Origin of the sequence: Microbacterium sp. Root61 (genome assembly GCF_001427525.1) — a bacterium.
In the GTDB taxonomy this organism is placed as follows: Bacteria; Actinomycetota; Actinomycetes; order Actinomycetales; family Microbacteriaceae; genus Microbacterium.
In genome coordinates this window covers 448,749-471,699 of sequence record NZ_LMGU01000001.1, presented here as the reverse complement: position 1 = coordinate 471,699, position 22,951 = coordinate 448,749, and the positions used below count along the sequence as shown (strand labels likewise).

Below are 22,951 nucleotides of genomic sequence, written 5' to 3'. Positions count from 1 at the left end.
TGCGTGACCATGCGTGTCTGATCGTGCATGGCCCGGATCAGCCCGGGATCGTCGCGGCCGTCACCGCCCTGATCACCCGCAACTCCGGGAACCCATGCGTGTCTGATCGTGCATGGCCCGGATCAGCCCGGGATCGTCGCGGCCGTCACCGCCCTGATCACCCGCAACTCCGGGAACATCGTGTCGTTGGACCAGTACTCCGATGACGCGAACGGGGGCGCGTTCTTCCAACGCGTCGTGTTCCACCGCCCCGACCTGACCGCCGCACTCCCCGACATCGAAGCCGACCTGACCGCGACCATCACCGCGCTCGGGTTGGAATGGACGCTCACGGACCAGTCGGTGCCGAAGCGGATGGCGATCCTCGCCTCCACCTCGGACCACTGCCTCCTCGAACTGCTCTGGCGGCACCGCCGCGGCGAACTCCCCGTCACGATCCCGATGGTCATCAGCAACCACACCAACGTCGCCGAAGACGTCCGCTCCTTCGGGATCCCGTTCTTCCACGTCCCCTCCCAAGGCCCCGACAAGACCGCCGCCGAAGCGAAGATCCTGGAACTCCTCACCGGCAACACCGACTTCGTCGTCCTGGCCCGGTACATGCAGATCATCTCCGAAGACTTCCTCGAGGGCGTCGGCGTCCCGGTGATCAACATCCACCACTCCTTCCTCCCCGCCTTCATCGGCGCCGCCCCCTACCGCAAAGCCAAAGACCGCGGCGTGAAACTCATCGGCGCCACCTCCCACTACGTGACCAAAGACCTGGACGAAGGCCCGATCATCGAGCAGGACGTCGCCCGCGTCGACCACTCCATGACCGCCGCCGACCTCCAAGCCCGCGGCGCCTACGTTCATCCGCCACGGCAACCACACCATCGTCTTCCCCTGACCCGGCTGCGGAGACCGAGCGGGTGGAGGGTCAGCGCGCGTCGGCGAGTGTGACGCCGAGCCAGTCCGCGAGCTCCACGATCTCGGCTCGGACCATCTCGTCTTCCTCGGGGTCGAACGGGAGGAACTCGTGCACCGCGTTGACGCGGAGCACCTCCCGCGCCTTGTCGAGTTCGGCATCGAGCATGCCGACGAAGCGGTCGCCCATCAGGATCGGGTGCGCGAAGAATCCGTAGCGCCGCTGCGGTTTCGGCTTGAACTGCTCCAGGACGTAAGTGAAGTCGAAGATCTCCGTCAGCCGCGACCGATGGGCCAGCATACTGTCGTACGGATTCAGGAAAGCGACGCGGCCGCCGTCGTCCTCGTCCAGCGCCGCGAGCGCCTCCGGGTCGACGCGGTACTTCCAGCTGCTGCCCTCGACGACCGCCGGCTCGCCGGTCGCGCCGACCGGGTTCCACCAGCGGTCCCCCTGTTTGGCGAGTCCCGCTGCCTGCAGCTTCCGTTCGTGAAGCTGCGTCGTAGCCTCGTCGTCGTCGAGCTCGGGGAGATCGGAGGGATAGACCCGGTCCGCGAGGTCCCAGACCCGGTGCCGTCCCTCACGCCGGGCGATCGCCACGACCCCCTGCCGCTGCAGGAACTCGAGCATGTGCGGCACCTGGTTGGACCCCGACCACCCGTCGGGGGCGCGGCTCACCTGTGCCGTGTCCGGGATCTGGGCAGCCAGCAGCGGGCCCTCGGCGCGCAGCCGGGCGATGACGTCCGCCCGGAAGCCCGCGTTCGCCTCGAGCCATTGCCTGCTGCTGTCGCGCTGCGGCCATCGCCGCATCCCGGGGAGCATCGACGGCAGCAGACTCGTCGGTCGAAAGGCACCGTCGAACTCGAACAGCAGCCGATCCATCTCCACGGCCTTGATGAGCTGCCCCGCCTCGTACGACCACCCGATCCGCGACCACAGCATGGTGTGCTCGCACGGCGCGATCGGCGCGGTGGGATCGATCTTGATCGCGGTGAGCTGTTCGGCGACCTCGACCACGTCACCGGGACGCTGGGCATCGAGCAGCTGCGCCCGCACGATGATGCGGCGCGCCTGATCGCGCGTGAGCTGATGCGTCACGGGTTCGAGGCTAGTGGGGACGCGCGACACCGACCAGCGAAAGCCGCGTGAGCCTTCGCGAGGCACGATCGCCGACGACGATCCTGGCCATTGCGGTGGTCACCAGCGCCGCTCGACCTCCTCGACATGACCGAACACGTCGTTGAACTCGACGACGTCGCCGTCAGCGAGCTCGATAATGCCGGAGAAATGACCGAAGCACGTGTCGCCGCGGCTCATGATGATCCACCTGTCGAAGAGGTGCCTCAGATGACGCTGCGGTGTGAAGTCGACCGCGACGCCCGGCCCGCGCAGAGTCCATGGAGCGAGCCAGTCGTTCCGGTCGTATCGCCAGTCGAGGTGCTCGCTGATCTTCGAGAGTCTGCCGTCGACACGCACCCAGTTCTCGGTGGAAGGTGTGCCGTCGGTCCACTTGCCACCGAACTGCAGCCCGAGCTCCTCGCCGTTCGTCGTGCGGCCATTGCCGGCGCCCCAGTTCCAGAACGTGAAGTACGGCCAACGGCCACGGCCACGGTCGTGCACGGCGTAGGCGGTGGCGGAATCGATCTCGTGCGTGACGCCATCGACCTCGATCACGCCTTCGGCCCGCAGACAGTTGTCCTTCTTCGTGTATTGGAAATGCCGGTCATTCCAGGGCACGACAACCCCCATCGACTCGTGGCCCTCCTCGGCCAGCACCCGTACGTCGACATCGATGCGGGCCGATCGCGCGTACAGGAGGGTTCCAGCCCCGGCGGGGGTCATCCGCACCACGACGCCTTTGCGCGAGGCCTCCATCGGCTCTCCGATCCGGCGGTCCTTCAGACCACCGCGCCGCGGCAACCATGTGTTGCCGCCCTGCCGGATCTCCTCGTAGGTCGAGCGATCGATGTGCGTGACCGACACATTCGCCCGGTAGTCGTGGTGCGAGATGTTCATCGTGAAGATGAGCGTAGGTGTCACGATCGACCAGTATTCGAACCGCTTGTTGCGCCCCCACCCGCGCAATTGCGTGCGGTGCAGCGGAGTACGCGTCCAGCCCACCCCCGCGGGGTTCAATCGTCCGGACTCGAGGCAGAGATCGACAGGCTCGGTGATCTCGCGTTCGGTGATGCGTTCGCCGCCTGGCCTGACTTCCTTGACGGGGAGTCTCACTGCTGTTCTCCATTCGGTCGATGGTGGGTGTTCGGTCGTGACCGGAGTGAAGCCTTCATGCGCGGCTCATCCCTTCGTGGCACCGTCGGCGAGCCCGCGGATGAGCCACTTCTGAACGAGCAGAGCCAGGATCACGACGGGTACGACGGTCACCATTCCTGCGGCCGACAGCGCGCCCCAGTTCGCACCCGTCTCGGTGTCACCGGCCATGCCTGCGATGGCGACCGGTATCGTCGTCGCATTTCGGTTCGTCAGTACGAGCGCGAAGAGGAGTTCCTCCCAGGCCAGGATGATGCTGAAGATGAACGTGGAGATCAGGCCGGGTGCCGAGATGGGCACGATGATCCGGAAGAACGCCCCCATGCGCGAGCATCCGTCGAGCATGGCCGACTCCTCGAGCTCCTTCGGCAGCGATAGGAAGAACCCGCGCATGAGCCACATGACGTAGGGGATGACGAACGAGCAATACGCCAGTATCAGCGTGATGTGCATGTCGGTGATTCCGAGGGTGCGCGCGACCAGGAACATCGGCACGGCGAGCGCGATGGGCGGCACGCCGCGCGAAACAAGAATCAGCACGCCGATGGTGGCGGCGCCCCTGATCCTCAACCGCGCGAGCGCGTAACCGGCCATCGCCCCGGCGAAGAGGGAGAGCACGCCGGCGCCCAGCGCCACGATGATCGTGTTGATCAGCTTGGGACCGAGATCACCGCGCTCGAACGCCCAGAAGTACTGATTGAGGGTCGGTTCGAAGAAGATCGTGGGCGGGACGGTGAAGATGTCGCGCTGTTCCTTGAACGACGTAAGCAGCATCCAGAGCAACGGCAGGAGGAAGAGGATGCAGATGATCGCGCCGGCCCAGATGCGGGTGCGCGCCCCGCGCGTGCGGGCGCCGCGCACACGCCGGGGGGATGACGCCACGACTGGGCGAGGGTCGGGTTCGGTCGGTTTCCGAGTGAGGAGTGTGCTCATAGCCGGTCCTCCAGCTTCTTGCTGCCATACAGAAAGATGAACGTCAGCACCATCGTGATGACGAGAACGATCACGGCCATCGCGGATGACTCGCTGAACTTCAACAGACGGAACGCCTGCTGGTAGATGTAAAGGTTCACGACGTTGGTCGCCTCGCCGGGGCCGCCGTTGGTCGTGGCGAGCACGACATCGAACATCTTCACCGCGCCCAGCCAGCGCACGATGAATGTGGCCGCGATGATCGGGGCGAGCAGCGGCAGACTCACGGAGCGAAGCGTCTGCCACCAGTTCGCGCCGTCTACCTTCGCCGCTTCGAAGATGTCCTTCGGCAGCGCCAGCATCGCGGCCGAGGCGATGAGTGCGACGAAGGGAACCGAGCGCCAGGTATCGATCATCACGATGCTGATCATCGACATCGTGGCGTCTCCGAACCAGTCGATCGGCGGAATCCCGAACAGACCGAGGAACCAGCTGACTCCACCCCAGAGCGGGTCGAGGATCATCTTCCAGACGCCGCCGGAGACGACGGGCGCCACGACCATCGGGATGAGGAAGAGCGCGCGGACCACGCCACGCGCTCTCCACTCGGCGTTCATCAGATACGCGATGCCGAAGCCCAGGACGATCTGGATGGGCAGCGCGAGCACCAGGTAAATACCGGTGACGACCAGGGAGTTGAGAAAGGACTCGTTCTCGAGGGCCGCCGTGTAGTTGTCGAAGCCGGCAGAGCCGGATGGAGCGAACGACGCGAGATCGAACTCCGAGAAGCTGATCTGAACCGTGTACATCAGTGGATAAGCCAGCACGGCCACCAGCAGCAATGTCGCGGGCACCATGAACATCCACCGACTGGAGAGGTCACGCCACCGGGAACGCAGACGTGCTCCGGTCCTGCTTCTCGCGAGTTCGATACTCATGCGCCTACTTCTTCAACAGTTTGTCGACCTGCTCGGCGGCCTTGTCGAGCGCCTCGGCCGCGGTGAGCTGCCCCTGCACGGCCGCACTCGTCTGGTCGGCGAGAATCTCCTGGATCGCGTTCGACTCCGGCGTGCGGGGGCGCCACATCTCCCCCGCGGCGGCGACGTCGTAGGCATCCTGAAGCGTGCCGAGCACAGGAACAAGCCAGTCCTGGGTCGGCGTGCTCGTGAGCGTCGACTTGCGCGCGGGGAAGGATCCCAGCGTGTTGGTGGTCCAGACCTCACCCTCCTTCGAGCTCATCCACTGCAGGAATGTCCACGCGGCTTCGGGGTTCTTCGAGTTCTTGAAGACGGAGCCGCTCCAGATGCCTCGATGGGTGCTCGCGCCGTCGTCGCCGGCGGGCATGGTCTGGATGCCGACCTGATCGGGCGTGAGCGTCGTGACTGCCGGGTCGACCGCCGCGCTCTTGTACGCACTGCCCCACGTGAAGATGGTGGCGATCTTGCCCTGGCGGAACGCGTCGAGCGGCTCGGTGTAGTTGTAGGTGCCGGCCCCCGGTGGTGCGTACTGCAGGAGGTCGACCTGCATCTGCAGGGCCGCTTCACCGTCCTCCGTGTCGAAGGTCGGGGTGAGATCGTCGTCGAAGAGCGCACCGCCGTTCGCGTTGAGCGCGGCCTGCCAGACCGGGGGCGAAAGCACGCCGCGCATCCAGGTGAGTCCGACCGCCCACGAATCGACCTTGCCGTCGCCGTCTGTGTCCTGCACGAGCTGGGGAGCCTCGTCCATGTACTGGTCCCACGTGATCTCCGGAGTCGGCGCATCGAGGCCGGCCTTCGCGTACAGGTCCTTGTTGTAGAACATCAGGAGCATGTTGGAGCGGAGCGGCACGCCGTACTGCCCGCCGTCCCACTCGCTCGATGCGAGCGGAGCGCTGTTGAAGTCGTCCCAGTCATACGCGGCGTCGGTCCACTGTTCGGCATCGCCCTTCAGCTCGTAGAGCACCCCCGCCTCGGCGAGCTGCGGTGTCCACGGGTCATCCAGCGTGATGAGGTCGTACTCGGGGTCAGGATCGGTTCCGTTGAGCATTCCCTTGGCGAGCAGCTCGGTGTACGGAATCGAGTCGATGGTCACGTCGATGTAGGGGTACTTCTTGTTGAACTCCGGCACGAGCTGTTCCTGCCACTGCTGAGCGAAGGCGTCATTGGACATCATCGTGATCTGGACGTGCTTGTCGGCGGTGCCGAGACCGCCGCCGTCTACTGCCGGGGCCTCGTTCGATCCGCTGCACGCCGAAAGGGCAAGTATCGACATGACACTCACTCCTGCGAGGAGCGTCACGCGATTCCGCCGACGCCTCTGACCTGTCTGAGCCATGCTGTTCATCTCCTCGTCGTTGATTGGATGCGCGGCCTTCTCGTGCGGAGCGTCCGCGTGCTGAGTGGTGTGAGAACGCCAGGCGCTCTTGGACTTCGCTGACGTCCGGTTCATCCCGGGCGGCGGCCGCATCGACACTCAAGCAGAAGGACTCACATATTGCAACGTTGAAATACATATCTCTGTCAACGTTGCAACACGGTTCACTACGATGAGACCGTGGAACGGACTCCTGATAGCCCCTCGCCGAAGAAGGCCGGCCTGCCGACGTTGAAGGATGTCGCTGCGGTCGCCGGTGTCTCGTATCGCACCGTCTCGAACGTCGTCAACGGGCACAAGTACATCAGCGATGCCACGCGCACCAGCGTGGAGGCCGCGATCCGGGAACTCGGCTATCGTCCCCAGCTCGCCGGACGGCAGCTTCGCAGCGGTCGAAGCAGACTGCTCACTCTCTCCGTCCCCTTCATCTCGCACCCGTACTTCGCGCAACTGGCGCACGCGGTCGTCTCGGAGGCCGAGAAGCTCGAGTACGACGTCGTCATCGACGAGACACGCGGTCTGCTCGAACGAGAGCTCCGAGTCGCGGCGGGCTTCCGCACGATCCTCACCGACGGCATCCTCTTCAGTCCGCTCTCGATGGACTTGAAGCGGTTCGAGGCAGAGCGCGGCGACACGCCGCTCGTGCTCCTCGGCGAACGATTCCGCAGCGCCGAGATCGACAGCGTCGTCGTCGACAACGTGCAATCGAGCTATGACGCCACGACCTGCCTCATCGACGCGGGACGACGACGTCTCGCGTTCCTCGGCAAGGTTCCGGCAGGAACGATCGGTGCAGCGCCCGCCGATCTGCGCATCCGCGGCTTTGTGCAGGCGCTCGAAGCGCATGATCTGACCGTCGATCCGTTGCACCTCATCGAGGTCTCCCGATGGGATCAGCTCCACCCCGACGGCGACTACTCCCGCGAAGAGGGTTACGAGCGCACCAAGGAACTCATCCCGCATCTCTCAGAGGTCGACGGGCTGGTGTGCGCCAACGACCTGCTCGCGATCGGGGCGCTCCGAGCCTTCCGCGAGGCTCGCATCAACGTGCCGGAGCAGATCGCGGTGGTCGGTTGGGACAACACCGCCGAGGCCGCGTACTCAGCACCGTCCCTCACCACGATCGCACCGGATCTCAATGAGATCGCACGTCTCGCGGTGGGCGCTCTGCTGCGCCGGCTCGACCAGCCGGACGCTCCGCCGAAGACCGATTCGGCGCCGTACACACTCGTCCAACGGGAGTCCACGAGGATCGGATGAGCGCACCCCCGCGACCAGCGAAGGTGAGCACTCTGTGGGCCCGGCCGGGCTCGAACCGACGACATCCACGGTGTAAACGTGGCGCTCTACCAACTGAGCTACAGGCCCCTCGCGTCCAGTCTAGAAGACCGGACGCGCCGATCAGAGCCGCGTGAGCGCTTCCCGATATGCGTCGAGGGGTCGCGAGGTGCCCGGATCGTTGATGACGCTCCAGACCACGGCGCCCGCCTGATCGATCAGGAAGCTCGCGCGGGTCGCGAATCCCTTGTCGTGCAGGAAGACCCCATACGCGCCGGCGACCTCACCGTGCGGCCAGAAGTCCGACGCCAGGTCGAACGAATACTCCTGCTGCTCGCCCCACACCCGCAGGGCGTGGTGGCTGTCCACGGAGATTCCGATCACTCTGACCGCGGCATCCTGGAACATTGCGATGTTGTCACGGATCTCGCACAGCTCGCTCTGGCAGCGTCCGGAGAAGGCCAGGGGGAAGAACACCAGGACCGCGGGAGAATCCTGCAGAACCTCACTCAGTGACACGGTGCCGCCCGCAGCGGTCGGAAGTGTGAAATCGGGTGCGGTGTCGCCGGCTCTGAGTGTCATGGAGACAATCCTGGCATCGGATGACTCGCTAGGCTGGGAGGTGATGCGTTGTGCAAGACACACAAGGCTTGCCCCGTATCGGTTGCGTATCCCTGGCACGATCTGCCAGATGACGAAAGGTCTCCCGTGACTGTCCACGATCAGGATCCGTATTCCCAGGACTCGCTCGACAGCGATCCCGACGAGACCGGCGAGTGGCAGGAATCCCTGCAGCAGCTCGTGGCCGCGAAGGGGCACGGTCGAGGCCGGGAGATCATGCTGAGTCTGCTGAAGACTTCGCATGACCTGCACCTCGGCGTGCCGATGGTGCCGACCACGGACTACATCAACACCATCGCCACAGAGAACGAGCCGGAGTTCCCGGGCGACGAGGAGATCGAGCGCCGCTATCGCGCCTGGATCCGCTGGAACGCCGCGATCACCGTGCACCGTGCACAGCGTCCGGGCATCGGCGTGGGCGGCCACATCTCGACGTACGCGTCGTCGGCCGCGCTCTACGAGGTCGGCTTCAACCACTTCTTCCGCGGCCCGGACCACCCGTCCGGCGGAGACCAGATCTTCATCCAGGGGCATGCCTCCCCCGGCACCTACGCCCGCGCGTTCCTCGAGGGCCGCGTGTCCGAGGCGCAGCTGGACGGCTTCCGTCAGGAGAAGTCAGCAGCGCCCAACGGCATCCCGTCCTACCCGCACCCGCGTCTGATGCCGGAGTTCTGGCAGTTCCCGACCGTGTCGATGGGCCTCGGCCCGATCAACGCCGTCTACCAGGCGATGACCAACAAGTACCTGACGAACCGCGGGATCAAGGATGCCTCGGAGTCACGCGTCTGGGCATTCCTCGGCGACGGCGAGATGGACGAGGTCGAAAGCCGCGGACAGCTCCAGGTGGCGGCCAACGAGGGGCTGGACAACCTCACGTTCGTCGTCAACTGCAACCTGCAGCGCCTCGACGGCCCGGTGCGCGGTAACGGCAAGATCATCCAGGAGCTCGAGAGCTTCTTCCGGGGTGCCGGCTGGAACGTCATCAAGGTCGTGTGGGGTCGCGAATGGGACGACCTGCTCGCCCGCGACACCGACGGCGCGCTGCTGAACCTCATGAACGTCACGCCGGATGGCGACTACCAGACGTACAAAGCGGAGAGCGGCGGCTACGTCCGCGACAACTTCTTCGGACGCGACGAGCGCGCCCTCGCCCTGGTCAAGGACTACACCGACGACCAGATCTGGGGCCTCAAGCGCGGCGGCCACGACTACCGCAAGGTCTACGCGGCGTTCAAGGCGGCATCCGAGCACAAGGGACAGCCGACGGTCATCCTGGCCAAGACGGTCAAGGGCTACGGCCTCGGCCCGCACTTCGAGGGGCGCAACGCGACGCACCAGATGAAGAAGATGACGCTCGAGGACCTCAAGCACTTCCGCGACGGGATGCACATCCCGATCTCGGACGCGCAGCTCGAGGAGAACCCGTACCTGCCGCCGTACTACAACCCCGGACCGCAGGACGAGACGATCCAGTACCTCATGGAGCGTCGTCGCGAACTCGGCGGCTTCGTCCCGGAGCGCCGGTCGACCCACGTGGGCCTCAACCTGCCAGGCGACGACGTCTACGCGCTGCCCAAGAAGGGCTCCGGCACACAGGAGATCGCCACCACTATGGCGTTCGTGCGACTGCTGAAGGACCTGCTGCGCGCCAAGGACTTCGGCAATCGCATCGTGCCGATCATCCCGGACGAGGCCCGCACGTTCGGCATCGACGCGTTCTTCCCGACCGCGAAGATCTACAACCCGCACGGCCAGAACTACACCTCGGTCGACCGCGAGCTGCTCCTGGCGTACAAGGAGAGCCCTCAGGGCCAGATCATGCACGTCGGCATCAACGAAGCCGGCGCGGCCGCCGCGCTCACGGGCGTCGGCACGTCGTACGCCACCCACGGCGAACCTCTGATCCCCGTCTACATCTTCTACTCGATGTTCGGCTACCAGCGCACCGGCGACGCCTTCTGGGCGGCCGGCGACCAGATGGCGCGCGGATTCATCATCGGCGCCACCGCGGGTCGCACCACCCTCACGGGTGAGGGCCTCCAGCACGCCGACGGACACTCGCACCTGCTGGCTTCGACGAACCCGGCGACGGTGTCGTACGACCCGGCCTACGGGTACGAGATCGCGCACATCGTCCGCGAGGGCCTGGACCGCATGTACGGCGGCCAGCACCCGGATCCGAACGTGATGTTCTACATCACCGTGTACAACGAGCCGCTCGTGCAGCCGGCCGAGCCCGCGGGTGTGGACGTCGACGGCATCATCCGCGGCATCCACCGCATCTCCTCGCCCGAGGGCGACGGACCGCGTGCCCAGCTGATGGCTTCGGGCGTCGGTGTGCCGTGGGCGCTCGAGGCTCAGCAGCTCCTGCGGGATGACTGGGGCGTGCAGGCCGACGTCTGGTCCGTCACCTCGTGGACCGAGCTGCGCCGCGACGGCCTCGCCGCCGACGAGCACAACTTCCTGCACCCCGAGGCGGAGCCGCGGACGGCGTACCTGACCGAGAAGCTGCGGGATGCCGCGGGCCCGGTCGTGGCCGTCAGCGACTTCATGCACGCCGTGCAGGACCAGATCCGCCCGTGGGTGCCGAACAACTTCGCGACGCTCGGTGCGGATGGCTTCGGCTTCTCCGACACGCGTGCCGCGGCACGTCGCTTCTTCAAGATCGACGGCCCGTCGATCGTGGTGCGCACGCTGCAGGCACTGGCCGAGGAGGGCACGGTCGACCGTTCCCTCTCCGCTCAGGCGATCGAGAAGTACCGTCTGCACGATGTGACCGCCGGCACCACCGGCAACGCGGGCGGAGAGAGCTGACGGCCGGCATGACCGGCCGATCGGCCCAGATGGACAAGACCGAGACGCTCGCCTGGCTGCGTCGCATCTCGGGCGACCTGGCGACGGCGACGACGAAGCGTCTGGAGGACTCGCTCCCCTGGTACGCCGAGATGCCGCCGGCGCGCAGGTCGGCCGTCGGGCTGGTCGCGCAGGCGGGCATCACGTCGTTCATCCAGTGGTACGACGACCCGACGTCCACCCCCTGGATCGCCGCCGATGTCTTCCTGGCCGCGCCGCGCGAACTGCTACGCAGCGTCAGCCTGACCCAGACGCTGCAGCTGATCCGCGTGACGGTCGAAGTGACCGAGGAGCGCATCCAGGGCAAGACCGAAGACCTCCGCGAGTCGATCCTGCTGTACTCCCGCGAGATCGCCTTCGCCGCCGCCGACGTGTACGCACGGGCGGCGGAAGCGCGCGGGCTGTGGGATGCGCGTCTGGAGGCGCTCGTCGTCGACTCGATCTTGACGGGCGAGGCCGACGAGGAGCTGCCCAGCCGCATCGCCGCACTCGGCTGGCACGGCCATGGTGAGGTCTCGGTGCTCGTGGGCACCACGCCCGCGATGTTCGACGTCGACCAGCTGCGCCGCACCGCCCGCAAGCTGGGGGTCGACGTCCTCATCGGCGTACAGGGGTCACGGCTGGTCCTGGTCATCGGCCGGTCGCAGAGCTCCGGCCGCGACGAGACCGAACCGGAGCTGCCGTTCCCCGAGATCGCGCGGCGCCTCGAACCCGGCTTCGGAAGCGGATACCTCGTGCTCGGTCCTGCGGTGCCCGCCCTCGTCGATGCGAGCCAGAGTGCGCGCGCCGCACTCGCGGGCTTCGCCGTCGCCCGAGGCTGGCGCAACGCGCCGCGTCCGGTCGAGGCCGACGACCTGCTGCCGGAGCGCGCACTCGCAGGCGATCCCCTGGCCAAGCAGACGCTGGTCGAGCGGATCTACCGTCCGCTGCACGCGCACAGCGCCGACCTCGTCGCCACCCTGTGGGCGTACCTCGACAACGGTCGCTCGCTGGAGGCCACGGCGCGCGAGCTGTTCGTGCACCCGAACACGGTGCGCTACCGGTTGAAGAAGGTCTCCGAGGTGATCGGGTGGGATGCCACCGGTCCGCGCGAGGCGCTCATCCTGCAGACCGCGCTCATCCTGGGCTCGGTCGGCCCGGAAGCGCGTCGCCGCACGTCCGTGGCACGGCGGCCCTCCGCCTAGTTCTGTATGGCGCACACAAAGGTCCTTCGGATTCTTGTGCGGTGATCGCCAGAAGGCGACGGGGCATCCTTGGCAGGATGGGATGGTGATCATTGCCGTCTTCCCCGGCCAGGGCTCGCAGACGCCCGGCTTCCTCACTCCGTGGCTCGCCGCCGACGGCGCTCGCGCCCGGCTCGAGGAGTACTCCGACTGGGCGGGCGTCGACCTCGTCGCCGCCGGCACCGAATGGGATGCCGACCGCATCCGCGACACCCAGGTCGCGCAGCCGCTGATCGTGGCAGCGAGCCTGCTGTCGTGGAACGCCGTGCCGCAGCGGGAGAACGTCGCCGGCGTCGCCGGCCACTCGGTGGGCGAGTTCGCTGCCGCCGCCGCCGCCGGAGTACTCACCGAGGAGGACGCGCTGCGCCTCGTCGGGCTCCGTGGACGCGCCATGGCCGAAGCCGCCGCTGCCGAGCAGACCGGCATGAGCGCCGTCATCGGCGGGGACGAGGCATCCGTCGTCGCCCGCCTCGAAGAGCTCGGGCTCACCCCGGCCAACTACAACGGCGGCGGCCAGCTCGTCGCTGCCGGCGCACTGCCCGCGCTGGCGGAGCTCGCTGCGTCTCCGGTCGCCGGTACCCGCGTGATCCCGCTGCAGGTGGCCGGCGCGTTCCACACCCGCTACATGGAGCCCGCAGTCGGTGCACTGCGCGCCGCGGCGGCCGATGTCGCGGTCAGCGATCCGGCGCTCACGATCTGGACGAACCGGGACGGTTCCGCCGTCGCGTCCGGCGCGACCTACCGCGACGTGCTCGTGGCGCAGGTCGCCTCCCCCGTCCGCTGGGACCTGTGCATGGCATCCTTCGCCGACGCGGGTGTCACGGGCATCGTCGAGCTCGCTCCGGCCGGCACTCTGGTGGGGCTCGCCAAGCGCGCGCTGCGCGGAGTCCCCTCGGTCGCGGTAAAGTCCCCCGACGACCTCGCCGCCGCGGCAGCCCTCATCTCGGGAGAGAACTCATGACCAGGCCCACGATCAAGCAGTCCCAGGGTGTGCCGTTCACGCGCATCTACAGCTACGGCGCCGCCCGCGGTGATCTGTCCGTGCCGAACGCCGATCTGATCGGCCCGATCGACTCGAGCGACGAGTGGATCCGCCAGCGCACCGGCATCATCACCCGCTCGCGCGCCTCCGCCGGCATCCTCGCCGTGGATCTGGCGACGGATGCCGCGACCGAGGCCATCGAGAAGTCCGGCGTCGCGCCGTCCGACATCGACCTGGTCATCGTCGCGACGATCAGCAACGTGCAGCAGACGCCGTCCGCCGCCGCCGTCGTCGCCGACCGCGTCGGTGCGAACCCGGCCGCCGCCTACGACTCCAACGCCGCCTGCGCGGGCTTCGCCTACGGCGTCGCCCAGGCCGATGCCCTCATCCGTGCCGGCGCAGCGCACTACGCGCTGGTCATCGGCGCCGAGAAGCTCTCCGATGTCGTGGACCCGACCGATCGGAGCATCTCGTTCCTGCTCGGCGATGGCGCCGGCGCCGTGGTGATCGGCCCCAGCGACTTCCCCGCCATCTCCCCCGCGATCTGGGGCTCGGACGGCTCGAAGGCGCACGCGGTGGGCATGAACTCCACCCTCATCGACTACCGCGATGGCGACGCGAACTGGCCGACGCTGCGCCAGGAGGGCCAGACCGTCTTCCGCTGGGCAGTCTGGGACATGGCCAAGGTCGCCAAGCGCGCCCTCGAGGCCGCCGGGATCGAGGCATCCGATCTGGCCGCCTTCATCCCCCACCAGGCCAACATGCGTATCATCGACGAATTCGCCAAGCAGCTGAAGCTGCCTGAGACGGTCATGATCGCCCGCGACATCGAGACGACCGGCAACACGTCGGCCGCGTCGATCCCACTGGCGACCCACCGGCTGCTCCAGGAGCACCCGGAGCTCAGCGGCGGCCTCGCCCTGCAGATCGGCTTCGGCGCCGGTCTCGTCTTCGGCGCGCAGGTCATCGTCCTTCCCTGAGCGCACCCGCGCTGAACCCTAGACTGAACCACGGCCCTCAACAGGGCCGCGACCCCGAAGAACAGGAGTAACAATGGCATTCACCAACGACGAGGTGCTGGCAGGCCTTGCCGAGCTGATCACCGACGAGACGGGGATCTCGGCCGACGAGGTCGCGCTCGAGAAGTCGTTCACCGACGACCTCGACATCGACTCGATCTCGATGATGACCATCGTCGTGAACGCCGAGGAGAAGTTCGGCGTCACGATCCCCGATGACGAGGTCAAGAACCTCAAGACCGTCGGCGACGCCGTCACCTTCATCACGTCCAACCAGGCGTAGCACCACATTCCGGTGGGGGCGTCGCGCCCCCACCGGAGCATATTCCCGAGGGATTCACACATGAGCACGTCACGCATCGTCGTCACCGGCATCGGAGCGTCGTCGCCCATCGGCGGCACCGCACCCGACAGCTGGACCGCCCTGCTGGGCGGCGCCTCCGGCGCCCGCACCCTCGAGTACGACTGGGTGGCCCAGTACGATCTTCCCGTCACCTTCGCCGCGCAGGCGCTGGTGCGCCCCGATACGGTGCTGGCGCGCCCCGAGGCGAAGCGGCTGGACCCGTCCGCGCAGTTCGCGCTCGTCGCGGCGCGTGAGGCCTGGGAGGATGCCGGCAGCCCCGAGGTCGACCCCGAACGTCTGGGTGTCGACTTCGCAACCGGCATCGGCGGCCTCTGGACGCTGCTGGAGGCGTGGGACACCCTCCGCGAGAAGGGACCCCGGCGTGTCATGCCGATGACGGTCCCGATGCTCATGCCCAACGCGGCGGCCGCTGCCGTCTCCATGCACTTCGGCGCTCGCGCCTACGCGCGCACCGTCGCCTCTGCCTGTGCATCCAGCACCGAGTCGATCGTCAACGCCTTCGAGCACCTCCGCGCCGGACTGGCCGACGTCGTCATCGCCGGTGGCACCGAGTCGGCGATCCACCCGATCACCATGGCCGCGTTCTCGTCGATGCAGGCACTGTCCAAGCGCAACGACGACCCCGCGCACGCGTCGCGTCCGTACAGCATCGATCGCGACGGCTTCGTGATGGGTGAGGGAGCCGGAGCTCTGGTCCTGGAGACCGAAGAGCACGCCCTGGCCCGCGGCGCGAAGATCTACGCCGTCGTCGTCGGCGGCGGCGTCACCGCTGATTCGTACCACATCACGGCCAACGATCCCGAAGGCCGCGGCGCATCCCGTGCCGTCCACCTGGCGCTCGAGCAGGCCGACGCGTCACCGGATGACGTGACCCACATCAACGCGCACGCCACCTCGACCCCGGTCGGCGACCCGGCCGAGTACACCGCGCTGAAGACGGTCTTCGGCGACCGCGTCCACGAGATCCCGGTGTCGGCGACCAAGGCGTCGACCGGCCACCTCCTCGGTGGTACGGGCGCCCTGGAAGCGATCTTCACGATCCTCGCGATCCGGGACCGCGTGGCCCCGCCGACCATCAACCTGACCACGCAGGACCCCGAGATCCCACTGCGCGTGTCGGGCTCCCCCGTCGCGCTCGGCGACGGTCCTCAGCTGGCGATCAGCAACTCGTTCGGATTCGGCGGCCACAACGCCGTCGCCGCATTCGCCTCGGTCTAACGCGGCGCAGTCCGCCGCACACGATAGACGCCCCCGGGAAGCCACCGGGGGCGTCAATCGTGTCAGGCGGGGATACGTGTTCTTGGCGTCCGGGATTGAATGGCCTCCGACCGCCGATAGTGGCGCCTCGCGCCGCCTGAAGTCTTGAGTTGTGTCGTGCGCGCGGGCCATCAGCCCACGTGCATCAACCGACCTTGTGCAGCCATACGACCGGAGCGTCGTCGCTGGCGTGACGGAACGGCTCGAGCTCGTCGTCCCACGCTGCGCCGAGCGCGACGTGGAGTTCGCGTTCGAGCTCGAACATGTCGCCGGCCGCGACCTCCATGGCATAGCGGATGCGGTCCTCGCCGATCACGACATTGCCCGCGGCATCCGTCTGCGCGAAATGGATGCCGAGTCCCGGCGTGTGCAGCCAGCGTCCGCCGTCACTGCGCGGTGTCGGGTCTTCGGTGACCTCGAACCGGAGGTGCTCCCACCCGCGGATGGCGGTGGCCAGCGACGCACCAGTGCCCGCCGGTCCTTCCCAGTAGAACTCCGCCCGACGGCTGCCGTGCAGGATCGGCTGGTCAGCCCAGTCGAAGTTGACGGCGCGCCCGAGCGCTCGACCGACCGCCCACTCGAGGTGGGGGCACAACGCGCGTGGCGCGGAGTGTACGAAAATCACTCCACGCGCCTGTTGTGTCGCCATCATGTCTCCGTTTCGTCAGGTGCGTCTTCCCCAACGACCTGAACCGGATATCTGTGGCGCTATGTGTTCGGTTGTGCGGCCATTATCGCGCATCAGGTGCCCGAATGACAAGCATGTCATTACCACGCTTGAGGAGAGGCCCCGGCCGCGATGCGACCGGGGCCTCTCAGATCAGCGTCAGATCAGGCTTCGCTCATCGCGGTCTGCTCGGCCTGGCCCTTGGCGGCGTAGTACGCGGCACGCGCGGCGAGGCGGCGGGTCTGCTCGGCCTGGCCGGCATCCAGCTCATCCTGCGAGACCTCGTAGTTGGGGACGTGGCCGACGCCGTTGTACTTGGCGATGTACTCGTCCAGCTCGGGGCCGGAGGTCCACGACGTGATGAGGCAGTAGCGGGGGTCGGTGCCCGGGTGGGTGGCCGCGTGCCAGAGGCGCTGCGTGTCGACGATCAGCTGCGCACCGGCGGGCAGTGCGATGCGCACCTCGCCCTGGGGGTCGGTGCGGTTCTCACGCAGGACGAAGTAGCTGTCCTTGTCATCGGTCAGGTTGAAGAACCCACGCACGACCCAGCCGGTGCCGTCGGGGTTGAGGCGGTTGTTATCGTCCTGGTGCAGGTTGTAGAGGCAGTCCGCATACGTGTTCGGCTGCAGCTCGATCACGCGGCAGCGGCCGACGTTCGCGCCGGGCTCCATCGCGCGACGGGTGAGGTTCGGAGCCTTCTCGACCTGCGAGGGGATCCAGACGCCGTCCTTGTCGGTGCGCGGCGGCTTGTGGTTCCAGAAGCCGTTGCACTCGATCTCGCCGAAGGCGCTGGCCAGCGGCGCGAACCGGGTGTCGCCGGAGGACTTCCAGTCGTTGTACTCGATGTCGAGCCACTCTTTGGGGTCGAGCTCCTGGTTGTAGCTGTCGAGGACGACGTAGCCGGTCTCTTCGAGAGCAGCAGATTTGATGTAACCCATGAGGAGAGTCATGCCTTTCGTAGGGGGCCAGCACGTTTTAACAGGCCCAACTTAGGCAAGCCTACCTCCGGCCCCTGTGGGCTCTCGGGGGACGGGCCGTGAATAACGGATGCCGCTTCGCAGGCCTTCCGAGGGGTGAACTAAACTCGACCGCGGTGGCGATTCCGCGCGGCGTTGATCGATGTGCGCGCCCCACATGACACCGCGTTCTGAGGGGCGAAGCGAGAAACATGGCCAGTGCCACGAATGTCGATGCGACCGCCGTCAACACGATGGCCTGGCTGTCGGATGCGGCGACGACGATCGTCGTCCCCGTGTACCAGCGGCAGTACCGCTGGGACATCGGCGGGTGCGAGCAGCTGCTGGCCGACATTCGGGCCGTCGCCGACGCCGACGATGCGCACACCCACTTCATCGGCTCCATCCTCTCCACGATGAGCACCGCCGGCGAAGCCGGCGAACTGGTCCTGATCGACGGCCAGCAGCGGATCACCACACTGATGCTCCTGATCGCCGCGCTGCATCACACCGCCAAGGTGGATGACCCGGCGCTGGCGGTACAGCTGGAGCGCGTGCTGGTCCGTGGCGGTGACGCCGACGGCACGAAGTTGCGCCCGCACCGTGCCTGGGCACAGGTGTTCGAGAGCGTCGTCCTGGATCGCCGCGCCCCCGAGGACCAGCTGCGCGACTCCCGGTTCGACGACAACTACGCGTTCTTCCGCAGTCAGGTGCGTCCGGACGAGGTCTCCCGCATCTGGCGCGGGCTGCGCAAGCTCGAGCACGTCGCCATCACCCTCGGCGGCGACGCGAATGCTCAGCAGATCTTCGAGAGCCTCAACTCCACCGGCGAACCGCTGCGCGACCACGAGCTGATCCACAACTACGTGCTGATGGGTCTCTCGCACGCGGAGCAGAGCGAGATCGAGGATTCGTTCTGGGTGCCGATCGAGGAGAACACCGGCGAGTCCATCGGCAGCTTCTGGCGCCACTACCTCGTCATGACCACCGGCCGTGAGGTCGCAGTCGCCGGCGAGCACGGGGTGTACGGCGCCTTCCGCCAGCAGTTCCCCCGACTGGACCTGGACACGCTCCGCTCGCACGCGGCCGAGTGGCGCGCGTACTCCGAGGTGTACCGGGTGCTGCTGGAGCCCTCGCTCGCCGAGGATGCCGCGGTCGGGCGGCAGCTCTCCTACGTCAACACGTTCGGTCGCGGCACGTACCCGCTGGTCATGCGGGCGTACCGCGACTTCGCGAGCGGCGCCGCCGACCGCGACGCGGTGATCTCCACGCTGGAGCACATCCAGTCCCTGCTCCTGCGTCGTACCGTCGTGGGCCTCAGCAACGATCGTCTCGTCGCCCGGCTGTGCCGCGCCCGCTCCGAGAGCGAAGACGCGCTCGTGCACGCGATCGCCCGGATCACGCCGTCCGACGAGCGCGTGCGGGTGGCCCTCAAGTACGGGGACCTCCCCCACGCCGCGTATGTGCTCGGACGAGTGGCGGGCGTCGACAGCCTGAGCGGCCTCGACGTGGAGCACGTCTTCCCGCTGGCACCCGCCGATTCCTGGACCGGAGACGGCACGCGCGAGTGGGCCGACTACTCCGACGACGAGCAGAACAGTCATCGTGCCCTCGCGCAGACGATCGGCAACCTGGCGCTGCTCGAGGAGAACCTCGCCGAGCGGGCGCTGGACCTGTCGTACCCGCAGAAGCGTTCGGCGCTCTATGCGGCGAGCACGATCGAGACCACCCGGGAGCTCACCGAGACCGACGCCTGGAGCACTGCGGCGATCGCGGCCCGCACCGTGCGACTGACCGACATCTTCCTGGCGGTGTGGGCGCGCCCCGCGAGCGTCGGCATCGACGACGATGGCCTCACCCCGATCCTCGACGCGCACCGTCGTCGCGGATGGCCGCGCGGGTGGGAGCGCGAGTTCGAGTACGTCGAGTACCGCGGCGAGCACTGGGAAGTGCACGACGTCAAATACCTGTTCAACCGAATCTTCAAGCGGTTGTGGGCCGACGCCCGCGAGAGCGTCGTGGCCTTCAGCGCCCACCGCGGCGGACCGATCTACGACGCGCAGGCGTGGAACGGACAGTGGGACGCGCTCGACGACGCGCACTACCTCTACATGGGCTGGGACTCGAAGTACATGCTCACCGCCGTGCAGGGCGTGCTCGACGAGGCCGGCCTCGCGCCCGAAGTCTTCGTCAAGTACTCCTACGTCGCGGCGGCGATGTAGCCGTCCTCGACCCCCGTCATCCGAAGGGTGAGCACCTCGAACGGCGCGAGCTCGACACGGAGCCCGCCGTCTTCGGCGAGCAGCGCCCGGCCGATCGGCCGTTCGAGCAGGTCGGCCGGCAGCATCGCGGTGCACGAGAACGTCGGCGTCACGTCGGTCCAGGAGCGTCGCCCGATCGACTCGTAGAGCCGCACGATCACGTCGCCCGATCCGTCCTCGGCAAGCTTGAGTGCGGAGACCACCACGTTCGGCGCGGATACGGTCACCAGCGGACGGATGCCGCGGGCACCGGTCGCGACGGTCTGCGGGCTGCTCGACAGGTACCCCTCGTGCACGGCGCGCTCCAGCGAGCAGTCCACGACAAGTCCGTAGGCGAAGTGGTGCGTTCCGCGGTCCGTCGTCGGATCGGGGTTCTTCGGGGCCCGCAGCAGCGACAGGCCGACGTTGGTGACCGTTCCCAGCGTGGAGCTCTCCCGGTCGACGCTGTGCCCGTAGATCGCGTCATTGACCAGCGCGACGCCGAAGCCGCTCTCATCCAAGTGCAGGAAGCGATGGGCGGCGATCTCGAACTGCGCCCACGACCATGTGGTGTTCTCGTGGATCGGTCGGCGCACCACCCCGAACTGTGTCTCGGCAGAGCTCTCGGTGGCGCTCAGCAGCAGCGGGAAGTACGCCCGCAGGAACTTCTCGTCCTCGTGCCAGTCGATGTCCAGTGCGACGTCCACGCGCGGGCTGTCGGCCGGCAGGCTGACGCGCTGGCGGATGGTGGATGCGCCGAATCGGCGCGTGATCGTCACTCCCTCGGTATCCGCCTCGGACGCGCACTCAGCCTCCGGAACGCGCACGGACCGACGGTACGGCTCATCGATGTCCCAGGCATCCCACAGCGCCGGAACATCGGTGTGGATCACGAGTTCGTTGAGCACCCGTCCGGGCGGGACGAGCTCTCGGGAACGCGTCCTGTCGACGAGCGACACGATCTGTCCGCGCGCATCGAGCCGCACCGCGACCACCGCGTTCTCGAGCAGGAATCCGCCGTCGGGCAGCGCGATCGGCTCGGCCATCGCCGCCGCATCCGGCACCGGTCCCGCGCCGAACGGCTCCACGCCGTCGACCGGACTCGCGGCGCCGTTGAAGACGATGCGCGTGCTGCCCTCCCCCGCCAGCGCGGCCTGCGCCGCGTGCACGAGCTGATCCAGCTCGGTGTGCAGGCGCTGGTAGCTCGCGGCCGCTTCGCGGTGCACCCAGCGGATCGAGCTGCCGGGGAGGATGTCGTGGAACTGCAGCAGCAGCGCCTCACGCCACAGCCGCCGCAGCGGCTCGTACGGGTACTCCCGACCGAGCGCGACCGCGGCCGTGGTGCTCCACGCCTCCGCTTCGCGCAGGAGCGCCTCGGCGCGCCGATTGCCCGCTTTCATGGCGTGCTGCGATGTGAGCGTGCCGCGGTGGCCTTCCATGTAGATCTCGCCGAACCAGACGGCGGGGTCGATCAGCTCGTCGCGCGCCGCCTCGAAGAACGCCAGCGGGGGTTCGATCCGGACGGTCGGCGAGCCCTCGAGATCCCCGATGCGGCGGGCCCGCGCGAGCATCTCCCGCGTCGGGCCGCCGCCGCCGTCGCCCCAGCCGAAGGGCACCAGCGACCGCGTCCCCGCACCCTTCTCGGCATAGTTGCGGGCGGCGTGGTGAAGCTCCTTCTGCGAGAGCTCCGAGACGTAGGTGTCGACGGGCGGGAGGTGCGCGAACACGCGGGTGCCGTCGATGCCTTCCCACAGGAAGCTGTGGTGCGGGAAGTGGTTCGTACGGTTCCAGCTCGGCTTCTGCGACAGGAAGAACTCGTTGCCCGCCTTGGCGATGATCTGCGGCAGCGCGGCGGAGTATCCGAACGAGTCGGGCAGCCAGGCATCCCTCGTCTCGATGCCGTACTCCTCGAGGAAGAAGCGCTTGCCCTGCAGGAACTGGCGCGCCATCGACTCGCCGGACGGCATGACCGTGTCGGATTCGACCCACATGCCGCCGACCGGGACGACCTGACCGCGTGCGACAGCGGCCTTGAGGCGCTCCCACAGTGCGGGGTAGTGCTCCTTGAGCCAGGCGTGCTGCTGCGCGGAGGAAAACGCGAAGACCAGCTCTGGCTCCTGCTCGGCCAGGGCGAGCACGTTCGAGACGGTGCGGGCGACCTTGCGGGCCGTCTCGCGCAGCGGCCAGAGCCACGCGGAATCGATGTGCGCGTGTCCGATGGCCGAGATGCGATGCTCCGAGGGCACTGCGGGGCGCCCCAGCAGCGGCGCCAGGACCATGCGGGCGCGCGTCGTCGAACCGGGGATGTCGTCGTAGTCGATGACGTCCAGCGCCCGGTCGATGCCGCGGTAGATCTCGAAACGCCGCGCGGATGCGGCCGGGAGCTCGTCGGCCAGGGTGCTGAGCACCTCGAGGTCGGTCGCGAGGTCGACCACGTCCTGCCGGCGCTCGGCGACGACCGCGCTGCGGAACCGATACTGCGGCACCACCGGTGCTGTCTCGAGGTCGCCGAAGTCGGTCGGCGCGAAGCCGTCCAGGATCGTCGGATTGGCCGCCGCCTCGAGGTAGACGACGACAGTGCGGTCATCGCCCAGCACCGGCGCCAACGGGACGTGGGTGTTCAGAGGATTGAGCGCTTTGAGGATCGTGCCGGCCGCGTCGAAGACGAGCCCCTCGGTGGTGAACCCAGGGCCGGGGCCGAACCCGATGTCGATCGTCAGCTCTGCGGGCCCGAATCCTTCGGGAACCTCGCCCTCGAACCGGAACCACGTCGTGCTCCAGGGCGTGCCCCATGCGTCGCCCGTCGCCATGGGAACGAAGGACTGGGTGGATGCCTCGGCGAACGGCACGTGCGGATCCTCGGTCGCCCACGCAGACACGCGCAAGGTCACAGTCGCTCCCGAGACCGCGGGTCGGATGCGCGAGCCGAGCATGCGATCGAGGCGCAGTCTGATGTCGCTGATGTCGTCGTGCATGAGCACCCGTCCTCGAGTCCGTGCGCTCGGCATCGAGTCGCAGGTGTGCACCGGCGGGCGGCCGCAGACGCCCGCAG

Annotated in this window: 17 protein-coding genes, 1 tRNA gene and 1 pseudogene; 9 read left to right on the top strand and 10 right to left on the bottom strand. The window is 67.6% G+C overall.

Annotated elements, in window-relative coordinates; genetic code table 11:
* Nucleotides 1–102 precede the first annotated feature (102 nt).
* Nucleotides 103–889 (top strand): annotated as a pseudogene (gene purU, locus ASD65_RS02310) (formyltetrahydrofolate deformylase).
* A 30-nt stretch (nt 890–919) separates the two neighbouring features.
* Here purU and ASD65_RS02305 read toward each other — a convergent pair.
* From ASD65_RS02305 to ASD65_RS02285, 5 genes are all read right to left on the bottom strand, one after another.
* Nucleotides 920–2,002 (bottom strand): DNA glycosylase AlkZ-like family protein, encoded by a 1,083-nt coding sequence (locus ASD65_RS02305; protein WP_056217856.1) that lies wholly within the window; start codon nt 2,000–2,002, stop codon nt 920–922.
* Nucleotides 2,003–2,101: 99 nt separating this feature from the next.
* Nucleotides 2,102–3,136 carry a DUF2804 domain-containing protein gene (locus ASD65_RS02300; RefSeq protein ID WP_056217852.1) on the bottom strand — a complete coding sequence of 345 codons (1,035 nt, stop codon included), beginning with the start codon at nt 3,134–3,136 and terminating at the stop codon, nt 2,102–2,104.
* 66 nt (nt 3,137–3,202) lie between these two features.
* Nucleotides 3,203–4,057 carry a carbohydrate ABC transporter permease gene (locus ASD65_RS02295; RefSeq protein ID WP_200948611.1) on the bottom strand — a complete coding sequence of 285 codons (855 nt, stop codon included), beginning with the start codon at nt 4,055–4,057 and terminating at the stop codon, nt 3,203–3,205.
* A gap of 47 nt (nt 4,058–4,104) precedes the next feature.
* Nucleotides 4,105–5,025, bottom strand: a complete 921-nt coding sequence (locus ASD65_RS02290) for a carbohydrate ABC transporter permease (RefSeq protein WP_200948610.1) — start codon at nt 5,023–5,025, stop codon at nt 4,105–4,107.
* A 4-nt stretch (nt 5,026–5,029) separates the two neighbouring features.
* Nucleotides 5,030–6,337, bottom strand: coding sequence for an ABC transporter substrate-binding protein (locus ASD65_RS02285; RefSeq protein ID WP_056217845.1), 1,308 nt, complete (start codon nt 6,335–6,337; stop codon nt 5,030–5,032).
* 282 nt (nt 6,338–6,619) lie between these two features.
* On the opposite strand from ASD65_RS02285, the gene ASD65_RS02280 reads away from it, so the two are divergent.
* Complete coding sequence (locus ASD65_RS02280) at nt 6,620–7,699, top strand: LacI family DNA-binding transcriptional regulator (protein WP_056217840.1); 1,080 nt, start codon at nt 6,620–6,622, stop codon at nt 7,697–7,699.
* A gap of 35 nt (nt 7,700–7,734) precedes the next feature.
* On the opposite strand, the gene ASD65_RS02275 is transcribed toward ASD65_RS02280, so the two are convergent.
* Nucleotides 7,735–7,807 (bottom strand) — tRNA-Val (locus tag ASD65_RS02275).
* 33 nt (nt 7,808–7,840) lie between these two features.
* Nucleotides 7,841–8,299 carry a peroxiredoxin gene (locus ASD65_RS02270; RefSeq protein ID WP_056217837.1) on the bottom strand — a complete coding sequence of 153 codons (459 nt, stop codon included), beginning with the start codon at nt 8,297–8,299 and terminating at the stop codon, nt 7,841–7,843.
* 126 nt (nt 8,300–8,425) lie between these two features.
* Here ASD65_RS02270 and aceE point away from each other — a divergent pair, with 126 nt between their 5' ends.
* The 6 genes from aceE to ASD65_RS02240 all read left to right on the top strand — a co-directional run bounded on the left by aceE (nt 8,426) and on the right by ASD65_RS02240 (nt 15,997).
* The gene (gene aceE, locus ASD65_RS02265) at nt 8,426–11,152 is read left to right on the top strand and encodes a pyruvate dehydrogenase (acetyl-transferring), homodimeric type (RefSeq protein WP_056217834.1); all 2,727 of its coding nucleotides are present in this window, start codon (nt 8,426–8,428) and stop codon (nt 11,150–11,152) included.
* An 8-nt stretch (nt 11,153–11,160) separates the two neighbouring features.
* Nucleotides 11,161–12,375 (top strand): PucR family transcriptional regulator, encoded by a 1,215-nt coding sequence (locus ASD65_RS02260; protein ID WP_056217831.1) that lies wholly within the window; start codon nt 11,161–11,163, stop codon nt 12,373–12,375.
* Between the two features lie 85 nt (nt 12,376–12,460).
* Nucleotides 12,461–13,375 (top strand): ACP S-malonyltransferase, encoded by a 915-nt coding sequence (locus ASD65_RS02255; RefSeq protein WP_056224396.1) that lies wholly within the window; start codon nt 12,461–12,463, stop codon nt 13,373–13,375.
* On the top strand, nt 13,372–14,376 hold the full coding sequence (locus ASD65_RS02250; protein ID WP_056217829.1) for a beta-ketoacyl-ACP synthase III: 1,005 nt from the start codon (nt 13,372–13,374) through the stop codon (nt 14,374–14,376). The genes ASD65_RS02255 and ASD65_RS02250 overlap by 4 nt, the downstream gene beginning before the upstream one ends.
* Before the next feature lie 73 nt (nt 14,377–14,449).
* The gene (locus tag ASD65_RS02245) at nt 14,450–14,698 is read left to right on the top strand and encodes an acyl carrier protein (protein WP_013586517.1); all 249 of its coding nucleotides are present in this window, start codon (nt 14,450–14,452) and stop codon (nt 14,696–14,698) included.
* Between the two features lie 60 nt (nt 14,699–14,758).
* On the top strand, nt 14,759–15,997 hold the full coding sequence (locus tag ASD65_RS02240) for a beta-ketoacyl-[acyl-carrier-protein] synthase family protein (protein ID WP_056217826.1): 1,239 nt from the start codon (nt 14,759–14,761) through the stop codon (nt 15,995–15,997).
* Between the two features lie 184 nt (nt 15,998–16,181).
* Here ASD65_RS02240 and ASD65_RS02235 read toward each other — a convergent pair whose 3' ends face one another.
* Both ASD65_RS02235 and ASD65_RS02230 read right to left on the bottom strand, forming a co-directional pair.
* A complete protein-coding gene (locus ASD65_RS02235; RefSeq protein WP_056224394.1) occupies nt 16,182–16,685 on the bottom strand; it encodes a DUF3145 domain-containing protein in 504 nt (167 codons plus the stop codon).
* A 182-nt stretch (nt 16,686–16,867) separates the two neighbouring features.
* Nucleotides 16,868–17,641: a hypothetical protein gene (locus ASD65_RS02230; protein ID WP_056224392.1), complete on the bottom strand. Its 774-nt coding sequence runs from the start codon at nt 17,639–17,641 to the stop codon at nt 16,868–16,870.
* 230 nt (nt 17,642–17,871) lie between these two features.
* Between ASD65_RS02230 and ASD65_RS02225 the strand changes: the two genes are divergently transcribed.
* The gene (locus ASD65_RS02225) at nt 17,872–19,881 is read left to right on the top strand and encodes a DUF262 domain-containing protein (protein ID WP_056217822.1); all 2,010 of its coding nucleotides are present in this window, start codon (nt 17,872–17,874) and stop codon (nt 19,879–19,881) included.
* On the opposite strand, the gene ASD65_RS02220 is transcribed toward ASD65_RS02225, so the two are convergent.
* On the bottom strand, nt 19,860–22,874 hold the full coding sequence (locus ASD65_RS02220) for an alpha-mannosidase (RefSeq protein WP_056224390.1): 3,015 nt from the start codon (nt 22,872–22,874) through the stop codon (nt 19,860–19,862). The two genes, ASD65_RS02225 and ASD65_RS02220, sit on opposite strands and share 22 nt — an antisense overlap.
* Nucleotides 22,875–22,951: the final 77 nt, after the last annotated feature.